The following is a 17302-nucleotide window of genomic DNA, read 5'->3' as shown; positions in this document are numbered from 1 at the left end:
CGATCATAACGATCCCTATTCCGGCATCAAAGACGGCATCAACGGCGCGAGCCGACCAACCGGTCCAGCGAGACGGCAAGGATGATCAGGCCACCCATGACGACCAGCTGGTAGAAGGTCGGGACACGCAGAAGATTGAGCCCGTTGCTGATCGTGCCGATGATCAGACCGCCGATGACGACAGAAGGAATTCTGCCCTTGCCACCGAAGAAGCTCGTTCCGCCGATGATCGCCGAGGCGATGGCGAAGGTCTCGAAGCCCGTTCCCGCGGCCGGTTCCGCCGCACCGAGGCGCGCCGTGCTGAGAACGCCGGCAAGACCCGCGCAGAGGCCGGAAATCATGAACACCATCAGGGTGTGGAACTTCACATCGATGCCCGAGAAGAACGCCGCTTCCTTGTTTCCGCCGACCGCGTAGATGTTTCGTCCAAGCCGCGTCTGCTTCGTCATCCACCAAAGGATCAGCGCCATTACAAGCGCCACGACGATGGGCACCGGGACATAAAGGATGGAGCCTGCCAGCGCATCCGTGAAGGCATAGGGGAAACCGAAGACCGGGCTTGCGCCGGAAATGATCAGCGTCACGCCACGGAAGATCGCATTGGTACCGAGCGTGATGATGAAGGGATGCAAGCCGGTAAAATTGACCAGCAGGCCGTTGATCGCGCCGAGCACGATGCCGACAAGCGCGCCGCCGATCAGAACGGCAAGCCACGGATCGAAGCCTGCCAGGAGCAGCTTGCCCGTCACGATCCCCGCAAGAGCGAGAATGGAGCCGACCGAGAGGTCGATGCCGGCGATCAGGATCGGGAAAAACTCGCCAAGGGCGAGAAGGATCGTGATCGAGCTCTGGAGCACGATCTGGATCAGATTGTCCTTGCGCAGGAAATAGGCCGGCGACAGGAAGCTGAATAGAACAAGGATGACGACAAGTATGCAGAGAGTACCGTAGGTCTCCCAGAATTTTTCAAGGCGGCCCATCAGGCAACTCCTCCGATTGCGTATTGTAGAAGCATTTCCTCATTGGCAGTGGCCCCGTCGACGAGACCGCCGATCGATCCTGAGCGGAACACCGCGATCCGGTCACACACGGCGAGAATCTCGGGAAGCTCAGACGAGACGACGATGACGGCCTTGCCCTCATCCGCAAGCTTTCGAATGATCGCGTAGATCTCCGCCTTGGCGCCGACGTCGATACCGCGGGTTGGCTCATCGAAGATGAAGACCTCCGGATTGGTCGCCATCCACTTGCCCACAAGCACCTTTTGCTGGTTGCCACCGGATAGCTCGGTCACCAGCTGGTCGACGGAACTTGCCTTCACGGCCAATCGCCTGCTCTCGGTCTCGGCAAGAGCCCTGTCAGCACGAGACGATACCAGTCCCAGAGCACCACGCATCGCGGCTTTCTTGACGCGGGCTGAAACGACCGTGTTTTCCATGATGGTGAAATTCGGCATGAAGCCGGTCTGTCGGCGGCTCTCGGTGATATAGGCCATGCCGCTCTTCAGCGCTTTCAAAGGGTTACGCGGCGTAATATCGCGCCCGTTGAGAACGACCGACCCCGATGCGCGCTTCTCGGCGCCGAAGAGGCAGTTCATCAGCTCGGTGCGGCCGGAGCCGATCAGCCCGGCAAAGCCGAAGACCTCGCCGTGATGCACGTCGAAACTGACATCTCTCACCCGTTTGCGGTCGGCGGAGGTGACGTTTCGCACCTCGAGCACGGGCTTCGCGGTTCGATCGATCGGATGAGACGACAGAAATTTCTGTTGGACGACGCGGCCGACCATCATCCTGATCAGATCGTCATTCGTATGCTCGGCAATGAGGCCGGTGCCGTTGGAGCTTCCATCCTTCAGGACGGAGAAGCGGTCGCCGATTGCCCGGACTTCATCGAACTTGTGGGAAATGAAGAGGATCGCCATTCCCTGGGCACGCAGCTTGCGCACGAGATCGAGCAGCCGGTCGACTTCGATCTTGGTCAGTGACGAGGTCGGCTCGTCCATGACCAGAACGCGGACCTTGCCCATCAGCGATTTGGCGATTTCGAGGATCTGGCGATGAGCGATCGGGAGTTCGCCAACAGGGCGGCGGAGATTGATGTCGAGCCCGAGCTGCGTGAGGATGGCCCGGGCTTCCGTTTCCATCTGGTTCCAGTCGATCATCGGAAAGCCGAAGCGCCGTTTTGTGCGAAGCCGCCCAACGAAGAGATTTTCGAGGGCCGAGAGTTCGTTGATAACGCTCAGCTCCTGATAGATGATCGAGATACCGGCTTCGGAGGCATCGGCCGGCGTCAGCTGTGGGAATGCCTTGCCATCGATCTCGATGGTGCCTGCCGTGGGCGCATGAATGCCGGACAGAACCTTCATCAGGGTCGATTTGCCTGCGCCATTCTCGCCAAGCACGACATGAACCTCGCCTGCGTGAATGTCGAGATCGACGCCCTTGAGGGCACGAATGCCTCCGAAGGATTTCTCGATGGCTTTCATTCTGACGACAGGCATTTTGATATTGGTTTCGCCATTCTCCATGGCCGTCCTCCTAGACCGGTTCAGTTTTTCACGGAATCTCTGAGCCGCTCTATCTCTTTGTTATCTAGCAATTCCGGACGGAAAACCGCTGCGCACTTTTCCTGGAATTGCTCTCATGGGGAGAGGCCGCCGCGGCGTTTCACTCGCCACGGCGGCTGGGCATTATTTCGTCACGAGCACTGAATCGACGGCGACCTGCTTCGGCTGCGTGCCGACCGGCGTCAGCGAACCGCGCTTGGCAGCTTCGACGACCAGCTCGAGGCCATCGGCGCCGAGCTTCTGCGGATCCTGGGCGACGGTTGCCGTCAGGCGACCGGCCTGGACGGAATCGCGGGCTTCCGGTGCGCCGTCCGTTCCGACAACGATAACCTGACCGGTCTTGCCGGCGTTCTGAACAGCCTGAACGACGCCGAGCGCCATGGTGTCGTTGGCGCAATAGAAGGCCTTGAGGTCCGGCGAGGACTGCAGGATGTTGCTTGCGACGTCGAGTGCCTTGAGGCGATCCCAATCGGCAGGCTGGCTGGCAACCAGCTTGATGCCCTTTGTGGCCTGGAACGCGGTCGTCGCACCGGTCTTGCGGGCTTCACCCGAAGCGACGCCGGCCTTGCCTTCGATGATGGCGACTTCGCCGCCGGCAGAACCGAGCTTGTCGATGATGAAGTCCGCGCCCTTCTTGCCGACTGCGACATTGTCCGTGGTAATGAAGGCTTCAACGTTACCGCCAGCCTGCTTCAGGGCAGCCATGTCGATCTGCTCGTCGATGTTGACGAGCGCAATGCCGGCCTTGTAGGCGCGAGCCGCCGGCTGAACCAGGTTCACCGACGAAATCGGCGCGAAAGCGACGCCCTTGTAGTTGCGGTTCAGCACATCTTCGAAGAGCTGGAGCTGAGCCTGCGTGTCGTCTTCTGATGGCGATGCAAAGATATCGACATCGACACCGAGTTCCTTGGCCTTCGCCTGGACGCCCTTCTGAACATCCTGCCAATAGGGGTTGGCGAGCGTCTTCAGGATAACGGCGTAGTCAGCGGCCTGGGCCTGGACGCTGCTGAACAACGAGGTTGCCGCGAGCGCGGCGGCGGCAAACAGCATTTTTCTATTCATGATCATTCTCCTCCGATAAATCACGGCTTCGCCGCGCCCGGTATCCAACACCAGGATTGGGGACCATTCCCCGATTTAGAAAAACGATTTTCTAAACTATAAACTTGTGCCCGCTCAGGTTACTGAGACGGGCTTCGACTTCAGCCGAGCGGCGGTTGCCGGATCGGCGCGCCGGCAAAGCTGCGGCGGCAGACCCTTCATGATCAACTCGGCGTCGGCGACTGCCATGGAGCCGAGCGCATAGAGGGCATCGCGCGTCCCGCCGGTCCTGTGCGCAGACAGAAGGATCCCAGGCGCCGATCGCACCGGATCGTCTGTCGCAACCGGCTCATCCGGAAACACGTCGGTCGCAACCCGAATATGACCGGATGCGGCTGCCTCGATCATCGCCGGAAAATCAACGACGGCGGCGCGGCTCATGAGCAGGAAGGCCGAGCCGGGCTTCATCATCGCGAACTCGCGGGCGCCGATAAAACCTTCATTCTCGCTGGTCACGCTTGCGAAAACGAAGACCACCTGACTTTCGGAAAGCACTTCGTCCATTCCAGCGGGCACGCAATCGGCCCGTTCAATGATTTCGTTAGGGAGCCAAGGGTCGAAAACGCGCACATGATTGCGGAACGGGCGGATCAGTTCGCGCAATTGCCGGCCAAGATCGCCAAATCCGATGATGCCGACGGAAGCGCCTGCAAAGCGGAACGTGTCTGCATTGCCGGCCAGGCCGTACTCTTCGACACCCTGGCGGAAATCGCGGTCGGCTTTGGTGATGCCGCGAGCCAGATCGAGCGCCATCGCCAGAGAGGACTCAGCCACCGGCGAAGCAAAGGCCGACGCCGGCGTTATGACCCAGATCCCGCGCTCGACGCAGGCCTGATAGTCGATATTCGGCATGAAGTTGGATTCGACGTTGATGATCGCCTTCAGCTTGGGGGCGCGATCGAGCCGCTCTTTCGGCATATCGGTCTGGCCGAAAATCAGCACCGTGTCGGGAAGAAGTTCATCGACCTGCTCGGCACCCATCTGGCGATCTTCGGAGATCACGACCTCGCCAAGCTGATGCAGCCTTGCCTTGACGCTCGGCTCCATAATGAGATCAACCGTCCGCGGCAACGGATCGACGAGAATGATATTGCGGCTCATGATGCCTCCCTCTGATGGCGGGAGTCGTATCAGAAAAACGATTTTCTGCAAGCATCTTTTGTTTATGGCGGCCAAAATTGCGCCGGAGCGATCAGCATAGCGCGATCCCGGCCGTGGATAACGGCTTCCGGTTGACGGATTTGCAAAAATCGAATGGATCTAGCGCTGCCAGAGACGGTTCTGGATCATCTGCCACGCCCAATCGCGGGACAACTCCATGATCGCGCGGGCACTGAAGCGCCCCACGCACATGGAACTGTTTAGGGAAACAAAATCGCCGCGATCGGTGCGGATCAATGCTCGGCGATTACATAGTTCGCTCTGCGGCTCGCCTGCAAAACGAGGTCGACATTGATCATATCGTTGGAATCGACCTGAGCCACGATCTCGTCCTTGGACTTGCCGTGTCGTACCCATCGATCGACAAGCCTGCTTCTCAGCGTCTCGCGAGACACATCGAGAGCGATCGTCATGTCGAAATTCAATGCCATCCAGGGGCCGCGATCGAGGAGAAGATAATTCCCCTCGACCAGAATGGCGCGCACGGCGCGAGGAATCATCGAAGCTCCTGCCCTGGCGATCTCGATATCGCGATCGAAAACCGGCACCGCGATTTCCTCACTCGCATTCGATCTCAGCCGCTCCAGCATGAAGCCGAAACCATCGACATCGAAGGTTTCCGGTGCGCCTTTGCGCGGGCGAAGGCCGCGTGGGATGAGGACACGGTCATCGAAATGGAAGCCATCCATCGGGAAGACTGCCGCATATCCGGCGGCTCGTGCGTTCAGGGCAGATTCGATCTGCGTGGCCAGGGTCGATTTGCCGGAGCCCGGCGGGCCCGCGATACCGATGATGCGCCGCTCTCCGGCCGGAATAGTGCCAAGAAGATCGATCAGTTGCTCGATGGTGATCTTCTTTGGCGCGGTATCGATTGCCATCGTTCAGATCTCGCCGGCAAGCCAGCGAACCATGCCCGCCATCAGCTGGTCATAGCCATCCCACTGCATGAAATCGTTCGATAGCCAATGCGGGCCGATATCCGTCATCCATGCCAAGCTGCGGCCCGCGTGATAATTTCGAACGGCAAGCAGAGGCAATTCTCCGCCAAGTGTCGGGCAGCCGACCAACGTCGTCGCTTCCGGTTTCGTCTGGACGCGGTTCATGCCCAGGACGTAGGGAAGTGCTGACGTCACATCCGCGAGCACGGGATGGTCTTGCTTGCCGATGATGGGATCAAGGCCTTCCGGTGCTTCGAGGCCATCCGGGCCAGCATGGATGGTGACGGGAAGGCATTCTTCTATGGCCGTGCCATGAAACATTGCGCCGCCGTCCATGCCCTGAAAGCTGGTATAGCCGCCGGCCATCATCAACCCGCCGCCCTGCTCAACCCAGCTGCGCAATAGCTCGAGACGATTGACCGAGCGCCGACCGGCGCGCGTTTCCGGCGTGTAAAGCAGCGTCAGCGCGTCGATATCCGACAGTACGACGACGGAATAGGCATTCAAAGCCTCAAGGCTTGTCGGAAACTCGGCTTCGCAGCGCTCTCCCCCGATCTGCACGACATCAATGCCGCAGCTGCCAAGCGCCTGAAGATAGCGCAGGGCACCGTTGGAATAGCGGGAGGATGCGCCGACGTTCAGGCCCTTGGACGCAAAGGAAGTGACGTGAAACGTCTCGCCTGCAAGCAGTACTGGCTTCATGATGGAACTCTCGATGGGAGGAAGGCAACGCCAAGATGGCGTTGCCCTATGATATCAAAACTTGAATTCTTCGACATTCGTCGGCGTAACGATCTTTGCCGGTCCGAGTAGAACTTCGCCCTTGGCGCCAACCTTGAACGATCCGAGACGACCGGCGGTGAAGGTTTCGCCTTCCTTGCCCGTCACCTTGCATTGCGCAACGGCCTGCGCTGCATAATAAGTCAGGTAGCCGAGATCCTTGACGTTCCACCAGATGTCCTGAACCGAGCCGTTCTGGATATACTTCTTGATCAGGGTTGCCGGTGCGAGACCGGTAAGCTTGATCTTGCCGAGAAGACCGGCTTGATCCATCGCGCGAGCTGCCGCGGGCAAACCGATGCCGGCTGGGATGATGATGCCCTTCAAGTTCGGAAATGCCTGCGCAAGGCCCAGCGCCTGCTGCTGATTGACCTGCTCGCTTTCCTGGCCGTAAGCGACCTGAACCAGCTTCATCTTTTCGAACTTCTTGTCGCTGGCCATCTTCTTCTTCATGAAGTCGATCCAGGCGTTCTGATTGGCCGCCGTCGGGGTCGAGGACAGAATGGCGAACTCGCCATCGTAGTTGATCAGCTGGCCCATCGATTCCAGCATCATTTCCGCCAGGCTGTCGCCGGCTGCCTGATTGAGGAAGACGGTGCGGGCGGCCGTCGACACGTCGGAATCGTAGGAGACGACTTTCACGCCCTGCTTTTCCGCGCGGCGAAGGGCAGGCGCAACGGCGTTCGCGTCGTTGGCGGAAATCGCGATGACACCGACCTTCTGGGAAACCAGATTGTTGATGAAGTCGATCTGCGCTTCGGCCGTGGCCTGCGACGGCGCCTGCTTGATGGCTTTGCCGCCGATTTCGCCAGCCGCTTCCTCAGCACCCGTCTGAGCGACCTGGAAATACGGGTCCGTATCGAGTTTCGGCAGGAAGCCGACCGTAACGGGCGCCTTCGCGCAATCTTCGGCCTGAGCGCTGGTGACGGCAACGCTTGCAAGAAGCGTGCTCGCCATAAGCAATGACGTCAAGATTTTCGATTTCATGTGATGACTCTCCTCCAAATCCGGCTTGGACAAACATGCGAGCGCCGGAACTTACTCGCCTGCCTTTGGTTGAAAAAATCGGGCTCTGACCCCGGCGAAAATGCGCTCCGCAGCATTGCTGGCGAGCAGTGAGACGATCAGCAGCAGGCCAATGACGGTGCCTTGCGCATCGCCGCCGATCTGCAGCAAACCGAGGACATTGCGGATGATCGCAAAGAGCAGAAGCGCCCAAAGAACGCCCGTCAGCTTGCCTTTTCCGCCGAAAACGCTGATGCCGCCGAGAAGGGCGATGGTGATGACATCCAGTTCGATCCCGAGCGCATTATTGGCGCGAGCATTGGCAAGACGCGCCGTGTAGACCATCCCTGCCGCCGCGCACACCACACCAGATGTGATGAACAGGCCGAGCACCGTGCGGGCCAAGCCAATCCCCGAATAGCGGGCGGCCTCCGGGCTGCCGCCGATCGCGTAAATCCTGCGGCCGACCGGCATCTTCTGCAGCGCGATCGCAAAGATCGGCGCCAGCACGAGGAAAGGCACGATGGTCCATGGCACAGGAGAATCGCCAACGGTATTGATGCCGAAATCCAGGAAGCTGTCGGGAAAATCGTTGATCGAATCCGAACCGAGCAGGATGTAGCCAATGCCTCGGAACAGGGCCATCGTGCCCAGTGTCACCACCAGCGACGGCAGACCGAGCTTTGTGACCAGAACCCCATTGAAGGCGCCGCACGCCGCGCCCGCAAGCAATGTCAGCGGGATGGCGGCATAGAGCGGCACGCCAGCCTGCGTGAGCAATCCGAAAATGACGCTGGTCAGTGCCAGGGTGCTTCCAACCGAAAGATCGATTTCTCGCGCAATGATCAGCAATACCATCGGAAGCACGATGAGAGCGCGCTCGGAAATGCCGGCAACGGCCTGCGAGATATTGAAGGTCGACGCGAAATTCGGCACGCCGAAGACCGCATAGAGGATGACGAGGATCGTCAGCGCTGCAAGGAAATTGTCCCAATTGCCGATGCGGGCGACAAAGTCGGGCTGATGCTTTGATTTGGCATTCATCAATGCGTCCCTCCACGGGTGGCGCGCCGCGCCACATAGGCGTCAATGGCGATAGCGACGAGAATGACCAGTCCGTACACACCCTGAAGCCAGAGCGGATCGACGCGCACGAGGGTCAGGCCATTGTTGATGACAAGCAATAGCAGCGCTCCCGCCGCCACACCGAGCACGGTGCCGGAGCCGCCTCGAACGGCCACGCCACCGACAACGACGGCAGCGATGACTGTCAATTCGAAGCCATAGGCAACACGCGCATCGACGGTCGCATAACGCGATGCCCAGAGCGCTCCGTCAAACCCCGCCAGAAGACCGGCCGCGGCAAACGCGAGAAGGATACGCGGTCTGGAAGGAATACCGATCAGGCGTGCACCATCCGGGTTGGACCCGATCGCATAGAGCTCGCGACCGAGCGATGTATAACGCAGGATATAGCCGACGATCGCCAGAGTTAAGACCGCGATCAGGAGGATCGCCGGCACTCCAAGGATGTTCGCGCTGGTCATATCCAGCCATGACTGCGGCACCTGATCCGCGCTGACCTGTGTGCCGCCGGCCCAAAGACTGTTCAGCCCGCGAAACACCGACATGGTGCCGAGTGTCACGACGATGGCCGGCACTCTTCCATAGGTAATGATCAGGCCATTGGCCAAACCGGCAACCAGACCTATGCCACAAGCAAGAAGGACGGCGCCGGCAACACCGATCTCGGGATGCAGGTGGAGCGTCGAGGCCGCCCCATAAGCGGCCAATCCAATCACAGCTGCGACCGACAGATCGATGCTGCGCGTGATCAGTACGAGCATCTGCGCGACCGCGACGATCATCAAAAGCCCCGCGTCCATCGCGAGAGCCGCAAGATTGGCGCCGCTCAGCATGCGGATATTCAGGAAAGAGATGGGAATGATGACCGCAAGGATGGCTGCCACCAAACCGAACTCGCGCCGTGCGAAAAGGCGTGACCAGACGCTCCGGGACGCCTCGTGCACAGAGACATCGCCTGCGGTGTCGCTTGCCTTGACGACGATTTCGGCATCGGCTCTTGCCACGATCGCGTCTGTGGCCGCCTCGATGATCTTTTCCTGCGTTGCCTCGCCCTGGCCAAAGCGGCCGGATATCTTGCCTTCGCGAAGGACGATGATCCTGTCGGACATGCCCAGCAACTCGGGAAGCTCGGAGGAAATCAGAATAATCGCCATGCCCTGGCTGGCGAGATCGGCCATCATCTCATGCACGCCGGCCTTGGATTGCACGTCGATGCCCTGCGTCGGTTCATCAAGGATGAGGACACGCGGATTCGTTGCCAGCCATTTCGACAGCACCACCTTTTGCTGGTTGCCGCCGGAGAGCGAACTGACGGGCTGATCGTAGGAGCTGAACCGAAGCCGCAAGCGATCGAGAAATGGTTCGGCAAGCGCCAGTTCCTTCGATTGCGACATCAGGCCACCCTGCGTTGCCTCGTCAAGCACGGTCAGGGACGCATTGTTCAGAATGGAGAAATCCATGACGAGGCTCTGGCCGAGTCGATCCTCGGACACATAAGCCACCCCGCCCTTCATCGCCTCGCGTGGAGACGAGAACGCCACGTCACGTCCGTCGATGACCACCTTGCCCGCATCGGCCTGATCGATCCCGAACAGGACACGGGCAATCTCGGTACGGCCGCTTCCCACAAGACCGCCGAAACCGAGGATCTCGCCGCCCCGCAATTCGAAGGACACATCCTCGAACGCACCGTCTCGCGACAGGCCCTCGACCTTCAGAACGACCTCTCCCGGCACTGCGTGATGTCGGGGATAAAGACCATCCAGCGCACGGCCAACCATCATCTGAATGGCACGTTCGCGTGAGAGATCGCGCGTCAGCTCCGTTCCGACAAAACGGCCGTCCCTGAGCACAGTGATGCGATCGGCAATTCTGTAGATTTCGTCCATGCGATGGCCGACGAACATCATTGCGACGCCATGTTTACGGAGCTCGTCGACCACCGAAAAGAGCCGCTCGACTTCTCGCTGCGACAGCGCTGCGGTGGGCTCATCCATGATCAGAACGCGCGCATTGAGAGACAGGGCTCTTGCCACTTCGACCAGTTGTTGCTCGGACGTACGCAGGCGGCCGAGCGGCAGACTGACATCCGCATCGAGGCCGACAGTCTTCAGAAGCCGTCGTGCTTCGGCCTGCATCGCGAGATGATCGAGCTTCCACCGCGTGCCGGTTTGCCCGATGAAGAGGTTCTCGGCGATGCTGAGATCCGGAAACAGGCCCGGATGCTGATGCATCACCGCGATGCCGGCATGCTGCGCTTCCAATGGCGACGACAGCCGAACCGACTGGCCGCCTATGGCGACATGACCACCATCAGGCCTGTAGACACCCGCCAGAAGCTTGACGCAGGTGCTTTTTCCCGCACCGTTTTCGCCGAGCAGAGCAAGAACCTCACCCGCCCTTAACTCGAGAGTCACGTTGGAAACAGCGACGGTTCCGCCAAACACCTTGGTGACATTCTCAAGCGAAGCAACAACGGCGCCTGCACTTGGCGAATTGGCCGAAGCCGCTCCCGCAGCGAGCTCAGACATATCGCTCACCAAATCCGCTCGCGGACCTTTGCCGGCCAACTCCCATTCGCAGTCCTCCCTGCACGTTTTCGATCGTCCATTTATTAAAGCAAATTACTATAATTGATATTAATGTTCGTCAAGAGAGAGCTCTCTCACTTTTTGAACACATGCCTCGCATCTCAAATTTGAAGTGAACACCGACCAATTCCCGGAATAAAGGCAGTGTTTGTCGATATTTCCGCGCTTCCGCTATATAGGTGATTATTAAATCTCGGCCACGGCAGGAGCGAGCAAAAATAGTCGCAATTAAATAAGACTGATTAATTTAATAGCGGATTGTTCGGCTGAAAATCACGTTCCACGGTTGCGGCCGCCGATGCAAATCTGTAGATATGAGGCCATATGCCTGACACCATCGCGTCGATCGGTCGCGATATGACGACCTCCAACTTGATGTGGCGATTGAGACGAAATGGCAAACAAGGGAAGCAACTCAGTTCAGCTTCGTCATTACAATGAACGGGTTGTGCTCGAAGCCGTCCGCCGCTTCGGCCAAGCTTCCAAAGCTGAGATTGCACGCTTTGCGCATCTGACGCCTCCAGCCGTCGCCAGCATCGTCGACGCATTGGTCGCCGGCGGCTATCTCGCCGAAAACGGCAAACGGTTCGGCGGAAAAGGCCAACCGTCGGCCATGTATGCGCTTGATCCCGGCGGCGCCTATTCGATCGGCCTGCATATCGGCCGCCGCGCGCTCGATGCATTGCTGATCGATTTTTCCGGCCAGACCTGCGCATTCGAGACGCACGACTACACCTATCCGGATCCGGAAAATGTAAAGAAGCTTGCGAATTCGATCATTGGCCGTTTCAAGGCGCAGCTGGGCGAGGATGCACAGGCGCGATTGATCGGGCTGGGCGTTTCAGCCCCTTATTTTATTGGTGGCTGGGATGAAGAGCTCTCGTTTCCGGCAGACGTGCAGCAGGCTTGGCGCTCGCTTGATCTCAAGACCTACTTTTCAGAAACCCACGATCTCCCGACGATGATCGAGAATGATGCCTCGGCGGCAGCCGCAGCCGAACTCATTTACGGTCTTGGAAAGCAATATTCCGACTTCATCCATATCTCGCTGAGCACATTTGTCGGCGGCGGGCTGGTTTTGGACGGCACGCTGCAGACCGGCCCAAACGGCAATACCGCCGCCTTCGGACCATTCCCGGTGACAGCATCGACGCTGAGTTCCGTGCCGCCGCTGGCTCCCGGCAAGAAGTTCGAAGTTCTGCTGCATCGCGCTTCGATCTACACGTTGATTAGGCATCTCAATGTCAACGGCGTGGGAATAAAGCGCGTGCGCGATCTGGCGCCGATGCCGCCCGAAGCCCGCAAGTTCGTCTCGGAATGGCAGGACGACTGTTCGGATGCGCTGGCCCAGGCCTTGATCGGCAGCATTGCGGTCGTCGATGTCGAGGCAATCATCATCGATGGCCTTCTGCCTGCTCCGCTGCTGATGGAAACGGTCGCCCGCGTGCGCGAACGCTTTTCGGAAATGCTGCCCTCCGGCCTGATTGCACCGGCAATCTCGATGGGCGCCTTCGGCTCGCGCGGGTCCGCTCTCGGCGCAAGCATATTGCCCATCTTCTCCATGTTCGGCCCGGACACCGGCGTTCTCATGAAAAAGGGCAGCGACAAGAAGCCGTTGCTTATCGGCTCCTAAAGCTTTCATAACATTGCACCGATCGCGGCAACGTCGATATCGACGCAGGGTCGTTCGTTCAAAATCCCGACATGGCCTTCAATGCCGAGGCTTCCTGAGCCCATTGGCACGGGCCGACTTCGATTCCGCGCAACGTGAATATGAAAATGCTATTTCATATTTTTGAAAATTGTATAAAGATTTTCATAATGTCGTTGGAGGCCACACGTGTCGCAAGATCTGAACGTCCGCTCAGCCTGGCAAAAAGTAGTCGATCCCGGCTCGCTGCATGCGCCGATCGGGAACGGGGAGCAAGTGGATGTAACGATCATCGGCGCCGGCGTCATGGGCCTTTCCACCGGCCTGGAGCTTGCTCGGCAGAGCAAGTCGGTACGAATTATCGAGGCGAGTGACGTTGGCACCGGCGCCTCCGGCCTCAATGGCGGGCAGGTCATTCCCGGATTGAAATATGATCCGGATTGGCTGCTGCAGCATTTCGGCCAGGAGCGTGGCGAGATCGCCATCGCCTTTGCGCAATCGACGGCGGATGCGGTTTTCGATCTGATCGAGCGTGAGGGTCTTGAGGTTCCCCGCGTTCGCAACGGCTGGATACAGGCCGCGCATACCGAAAGCGCGCTCGCAGCGGCGCAGCGGCGCGATGCACAGTGGCGAGCGCGCGGCGCCGACGTACGCATGCTGGATGCGCACGAGATCGAGGCAATGACAGGCGCTCGCGGCTATCTCGGCGGCTGGCTCGACAAGCGGGCCGGCATTATCGACCCGCTCTCTTTCGTCACGCAGCTTGCGCTTGCCGCGAGGCGAGCCGGCGTCCAGATCGCCGAGCGCACGAAGGCGCAAGCGCTTCGGCGCGACCAGGCCGGATGGAGCGTGGAAACCTCCACAGGACACACGATCCGATCGCGTTTCGTTGTTGTCGCGACCAATGCTTATAGCGATGGCCTTATCCCCGGGCTTGCACGCAGCATCGTCCCGCTGCATTCGTTCCAGATCGCCACGGAGCGCTTGCCCGGTCGGCTTCAGGACGCGATTCTGCCGGGCCGGCAAGCCGTTTCCGATTCCCGCCGCATACTCGTCTATTATCGCAAGAGCCCGGATGGCCGGCTGGTGCTTGGCGGTCGCGGGCGCATGGCCGAGCCGAAGTCAGAATCTGACTGGAAACATCTGGAGCGCGCCATGCGACGTCTCTATCCCAGTCTTGACGGAATTGCGATCGAGCGGCGCTGGTTTGGCCGCGTTGCCATGACGCCCGATCACCTGCCGCACATCCATGAGCCGCAACCAGGCTTGATGACAGTCGTTGGCTGCCAGGGGCGCGGCGTCGGCATGATGACAGCACTCGGTCAGAAGTTCGCGCACTATATCGCAAGCGGAGACCGCGCAATTCTGCCACTCCCCATATCCGCGATCAAACCCATCCCGCTTCACGAGTTCCGCCAGATCGGCGTCGCGGCAACGATCGCCTGGTATCGGTTGCTCGACGCGCTTGAAAAGTAAGTTTGCAAAACCGTTCTTGACATTTTCATGAAAATGAAAATTATCAGGTAAATTTCATATTGCAGGTTACGCCATGATCAATGAGGGTGCCTCTCCTCAAGCACTGGACGGGACACGGCTCTTTCGCAGCGCCATGTTGACGCCGGGCATGTTGATGACTTTCGCACTGGTCGTCTTCGCGCTCTGCCTGGTCATATTTCTATCGTTCCGCAGCAATGACGGCTCGCTGCTCGGCGCTGGTATCTCGCTGCAAAACTTTGTCGCCGTGTTCACCGATCCGCTTTACGCGCTTGTGGTGATGCGCTCGCTTATCATTGCCGGCCTCGTCACCCTTGCAACCGTGGTGACGGCCTACCCAGTCGCCTATTATCTTGCCTTTCACGCTGGCCCGCGACGCAGCCTCATACTCTTCCTCGTGACGCTGCCATTCTGGACAAGCTATCTGCTGCGCGTCTTCGCCTGGAAAATCGTTCTCGCCTATAACGGCGTGTTGAATTCCGCCTTGATGCTGTCGGGTCTGACATCCGAGCCTCCGACGCTTTTCCTGAACACGCCGTCTGCCGTGGTGCTGACACTGGCGCATGCCTATGCACCCTTCGCGATCCTGCCGATCTTCGTTGCACTCGACACCATTCCGAAATCGCTGATGGAAGCGGCGGCCGATCTCGGCGCAAGACCGTTCACCACGTTTCGCCGCGTCATACTGCCAAACTCGATGCCGGGTGTTTTGTCGGGCGCAGTCGTCGTGTTCGTGCCGACGGTGGGCGACTATGTGACGCCCGCGCTCATAGGCGGCCCCACCAGCACCATGATCGGCTCACTGGTGCAGGCTCAGTTCGGCAAGGCGAACGACTGGCCGTTCGGCGCAGCACTCGCCGTCGTCGTCATGCTGGTCATCCTCGCCGTGGTGCTGATCGTCCGCAAGGCGGATCGCCTGTTCGGGAGCCGCACATGACGAGCAGGAACAAACCGCGCCGGGAAGGCGGATGGCTGCGATGGTATGTCGGCCTCTATCTGATCTTCCTTTACCTGCCCGTAGCACTGATCCCGCTGTTTTCCTTCAACGACTCAATTCAGGCCGCCTTCCCGCTGAAGGGATTCACGCTCGACTGGTACAGGAGCCTGATCGGCAACGAAACGCTGACCGGCGCGTTGATGACCAGCTTGACGATCGGCGTCACGGCTGCCGCGCTCGCAACGCTCTGCGGCATCACCATCGGCTATATGGATACGCAGGTGCGCTCGCCGCTCGCGAAGCTCGTTTCCGGCCTGGCGCGACTGCCGATCCTCATTCCGGGGGTCGTGGTCGGCATATCCCTGCTCATCCTTGTCAATCTCCTGGGCCTCGGTCCGTCCAGGATCGCCATTGTCCTCGGGCATGTTTTGGTCTGCCTGCCGACCACGGTCATCATCATGCGCGGACGGTTTGCCGCCATTCCCAGGAGCATTCCGGAAGCAGCCGAGGATCTTGGCGCCGGCGAGATGATCATCTTCAGGCGCATTATGCTGCCCTTGGCGCTACCGGCCGTGGGCTCGGCCTTCATGCTCGCCTTTCTGACATCGTTCGACGAATTCATCGTCGCTTTTTTCCTGGCCGGAACGCAACCGACGTTGCCGCTCTACATCTGGAGCCAGCTACGTTTTCCGAAGTCTCTTCCGACCGTGATGGCCTTGGGGACGGCCATCCTCGCCACCTCGATTGTGATTGCCGGCTGCGCGGAACTGCTGCGACAGCGCGGCCTGTCACGATCCGGAACATCCCGCGCCTGATAACGATCAAAATCACAAGAGGAGAACCAAGATGCCAATGTCCATGAAACGCCGCTCGCTCAAAGACGCATGCCGCGTCCTTGGTGCAGCCGCTCTCTCGCTTTCACTCGCGCTGCCGGCCGCCGCCGCCGACAAGCTCACCTATTTCACCTGGTCGGGTTACGAGCTTCCGGATTTCCATAAGACCTTCACGGCTGCCCATCCCGATAGCGTCGACATCTCGGTCTTCGGTGATGACGACGATGCCTTCACCAAGGTCAAGGCCGGCTTTCATCCCGATCTCGCCCACCCCTGCTACGACAAGGTCGCGCGCTGGAACAAGGAAGGCTTGCTGCAGCCGATCGACACCTCTCGCATCAAGAACTGGGACAAGATCTTCCCGATCTTCCGCAATCTTCCGGATATTCAGGCTGGCAATGGCAAGGTCTGGATGGTTCCCTGGGACTGGGGCAATACGTCCGTGCTCTATCGCACGGACCTCGTGAAGAATCCGGAGCCGAGCTGGAACCTTCTCTGGGACAAGCAATATACCGGCCGAATGGCAACGATTGACGCCGTCCATGATACGCCGATCGTCGCGGCCCTGCTGGCAGGCGTCAATCCGTTCGACATGACGCCGGACCAGTTGAACAAGGTGGCGGACAAGCTCCGCGAACAGCGCCCGCTGATGTCGGCCTATACCACGGACATGACCTCGGTCGAACAGTCGCTCGCCAGTGGCCAGCTGGTCGCGGCCATGACCTGGAACGCCTCGGCCGTGGCGCTCAAGAAACAGGGCGTGCCGGTCGAGTTCATGAAGCCGAAGGAGGGCATGTTGACCTGGGCTTGCGGCTTCGTCATGCTGAAGGACGCCAAGAACGTCGATCTGGCCTATGACTTCATCAACAGCCGCCTCGAGGCGGACTCGGGCAAGGGCCTGATCGAAAACTACGGCTACGGCGCATCGACATCGACAGCCTTTGCCTCCGTGCCGAAGGAAGACCTTGAGAAGTTGCAGCTTCCCTCCGACCCCGAGACCATGCTGAAGTCAACCGTCTTTACCGGACCGATGAAGCAGAACGACGATCTCGCCAAGATGTTTGAGAAGGTGAAGGCAGGCGGTTAAGCTTGCCATATGTGGCCCGGACGCGGCGCGACCGGGCCATTTCCATAGGATTGAATATTGAGGGCCGGATGG

The 17302-nt window shown here is 59.5% G+C and carries 14 protein-coding genes; 5 read left to right on the top strand and 9 right to left on the bottom strand.

The genetic code is table 11. The features are described from left to right. Positions 1 to 38: 38 nt before the first annotated feature. The 9 genes from alsC to HGP17_RS32775 form a co-directional block, all read right to left on the bottom strand. Entirely contained in the window at positions 39 to 980 is a 942-nt protein-coding gene (gene alsC / locus HGP17_RS32815; RefSeq protein WP_168816125.1) for a D-allose ABC transporter permease, read from the bottom strand. Continuing rightward, positions 980 to 2527 (bottom strand): ATP-binding cassette domain-containing protein, encoded by a 1548-nt coding sequence (locus tag HGP17_RS32810; protein WP_205926235.1) that lies wholly within the window; start codon positions 2525 to 2527, stop codon positions 980 to 982. Before HGP17_RS32810 ends, alsC begins: the two co-directional genes overlap by 1 nt. Before the next feature lie 162 nt (positions 2528 to 2689). Further along, entirely contained in the window at positions 2690 to 3628 is a 939-nt protein-coding gene (alsB, locus tag HGP17_RS32805) for a D-allose transporter substrate-binding protein (RefSeq protein ID WP_205926234.1), read from the bottom strand. 114 nt (positions 3629 to 3742) lie between these two features. Then, on the bottom strand, positions 3743 to 4768 hold the full coding sequence (locus tag HGP17_RS32800; RefSeq protein ID WP_168816121.1) for a hydroxyacid dehydrogenase: 1026 nt from the start codon (positions 4766 to 4768) through the stop codon (positions 3743 to 3745). Between the two features lie 293 nt (positions 4769 to 5061). Then, entirely contained in the window at positions 5062 to 5706 is a 645-nt protein-coding gene (locus HGP17_RS32795; RefSeq protein WP_168816119.1) for a nucleoside triphosphate hydrolase, read from the bottom strand. Between the two features lie 3 nt (positions 5707 to 5709). Next, positions 5710 to 6468 carry a glutamine amidotransferase gene (locus HGP17_RS32790; RefSeq protein WP_168816117.1) on the bottom strand — a complete coding sequence of 253 codons (759 nt, stop codon included), beginning with the start codon at positions 6466 to 6468 and terminating at the stop codon, positions 5710 to 5712. 54 nt (positions 6469 to 6522) lie between these two features. Further along, positions 6523 to 7533 (bottom strand): rhamnose ABC transporter substrate-binding protein, encoded by a 1011-nt coding sequence (locus HGP17_RS32785; protein WP_168816114.1) that lies wholly within the window; start codon positions 7531 to 7533, stop codon positions 6523 to 6525. Between the two features lie 51 nt (positions 7534 to 7584). Then, positions 7585 to 8595, bottom strand: coding sequence for an ABC transporter permease (locus tag HGP17_RS32780; RefSeq protein ID WP_168816112.1), 1011 nt, complete (start codon positions 8593 to 8595; stop codon positions 7585 to 7587). After that, positions 8595 to 11168, bottom strand: a complete 2574-nt coding sequence (locus tag HGP17_RS32775; protein ID WP_168816110.1) for an ATP-binding cassette domain-containing protein — start codon at positions 11166 to 11168, stop codon at positions 8595 to 8597. The genes HGP17_RS32780 and HGP17_RS32775 overlap by 1 nt, the downstream gene beginning before the upstream one ends. Positions 11169 to 11622: 454 nt before the next feature. On the opposite strand from HGP17_RS32775, the gene HGP17_RS32770 reads away from it, so the two are divergent. The 5 genes from HGP17_RS32770 (at position 11623) to HGP17_RS32750 (ending at position 17230) form a co-directional block, all read left to right on the top strand. Next, positions 11623 to 12861, top strand: coding sequence for an ROK family transcriptional regulator (locus tag HGP17_RS32770; RefSeq protein WP_168816099.1), 1239 nt, complete (start codon positions 11623 to 11625; stop codon positions 12859 to 12861). A gap of 207 nt (positions 12862 to 13068) precedes the next feature. After that, positions 13069 to 14355, top strand: coding sequence for an FAD-binding oxidoreductase (locus HGP17_RS32765; RefSeq protein ID WP_168816097.1), 1287 nt, complete (start codon positions 13069 to 13071; stop codon positions 14353 to 14355). Between the two features lie 73 nt (positions 14356 to 14428). Beyond that, the gene (locus HGP17_RS32760; RefSeq protein ID WP_205926233.1) at positions 14429 to 15310 is read left to right on the top strand and encodes an ABC transporter permease; all 882 of its coding nucleotides are present in this window, start codon (positions 14429 to 14431) and stop codon (positions 15308 to 15310) included. Beyond that, a complete protein-coding gene (locus HGP17_RS32755; protein ID WP_168816095.1) occupies positions 15307 to 16125 on the top strand; it encodes an ABC transporter permease in 819 nt (272 codons plus the stop codon). Before HGP17_RS32760 ends, HGP17_RS32755 begins: the two co-directional genes overlap by 4 nt. 43 nt (positions 16126 to 16168) lie before the next feature. Further along, complete coding sequence (locus HGP17_RS32750; protein WP_205926236.1) at positions 16169 to 17230, top strand: ABC transporter substrate-binding protein; 1062 nt, start codon at positions 16169 to 16171, stop codon at positions 17228 to 17230. Positions 17231 to 17302: the final 72 nt, after the last annotated feature.

It is taken from the genome of Rhizobium sp. P38BS-XIX (genome assembly GCF_012641435.1).
GTDB lineage: Bacteria > Pseudomonadota > Alphaproteobacteria > Rhizobiales > Rhizobiaceae > Rhizobium.
This window is presented reverse-complemented; position numbering and strand designations above follow the sequence as displayed.